General features: G+C 51.4%; 1 rRNA gene. It reads left to right on the plus strand.

Annotated features, from left to right (window positions below):
• Nucleotides 1–1,026: ribosomal RNA gene (locus NSA58_RS20530) — 23S ribosomal RNA — on the plus strand; the annotation flags it as partial.
• Between the last annotated feature and the right edge of the window lie 24 nt (nucleotides 1,027–1,050).

Genomic DNA, 1,050 nt, shown 5'->3' on the forward strand with positions numbered 1-1,050 from the left:
AACCGAAGCAGTGAACTTAAGCCCCAGTAAACGGCGGCCGTAACTATAACGGTCCTAAGGTAGCGAAATTCCTTGTCGGGTAAGTTCCGACCCGCACGAAAGGCGTAACGATTTGGGCACTGTCTCAACAACAGACTGGGTGAAATTGTAATACCGGTGAAGATGCCGGTTACCTGCGACAGGACGGAAAGACCCCATGGAGCTTTACTGTAGCTTGACATTGAGTCTCGGTGCTACATGTACAGGATAGGTGGGAGGCTATGAAGCATGGACGTCAGTCTGTGTGGAGCCATCCTTGGGATACCACCCTTGTAGTACTGGGATTCTAACCAGCTGCCTTGAATCAGGTAGTGGGACACTGTCAGGTGGACAGTTTGACTGGGGCGGTCGCCTCCTAAAAAGTAACGGAGGCGCTCAAAGGTTCTCTCAGTACGGTCGGAAATCGTACGTAGAGTGTAAAGGCAGAAGAGAGCTTGATTGCAAGACATACAGGTCGAGCAAGGACGAAAGTCGGACTTAGTGATCCGGTGGTACCGCATGGAAGGGCCATCGCTCAACGGATAAAAGCTACCCTGGGGATAACAGGCTGATCTCCCCCAAGAGTCCACATCGACGGGGAGGTTTGGCACCTCGATGTCGGCTCATCACATCCTGGGGCTGTAGTAGGTCCCAAGGGTTGGGCTGTTCGCCCATTAAAGTGGTACGCGAGCTGGGTTCAGAACGTCGTGAGACAGTTCGGTCCCTATCCGTCGCAGGCGTAGGAAATTTGAGGAGACCTGTCCTTAGTACGAGAGGACCGGGATGGACGTACCGCTGGTGTACCAGTTGTTCTGCCAAGGGCATAGCTGGGTAGCTAAGTACGGAAAGGATAAGCGCTGAAAGCATCTAAGCGCGAAGCCTACTTCAAGATAAGATTTCCCACCGCAAGGTTAAGACCCCATGAAGACTACATGGTTGATAGGTCAGAGGTGGAAGTGTGGTAACATATGTAGCTTACTGATACTAATAGGTCGAGGACTTGACCAAAATAAACCTAAAGGTTTATATCGC

Origin of the sequence: Terrisporobacter muris (assembly GCF_024621905.1) — a bacterium.
Lineage (GTDB): Bacteria > Bacillota > Clostridia > Peptostreptococcales > Peptostreptococcaceae > Terrisporobacter > Terrisporobacter muris.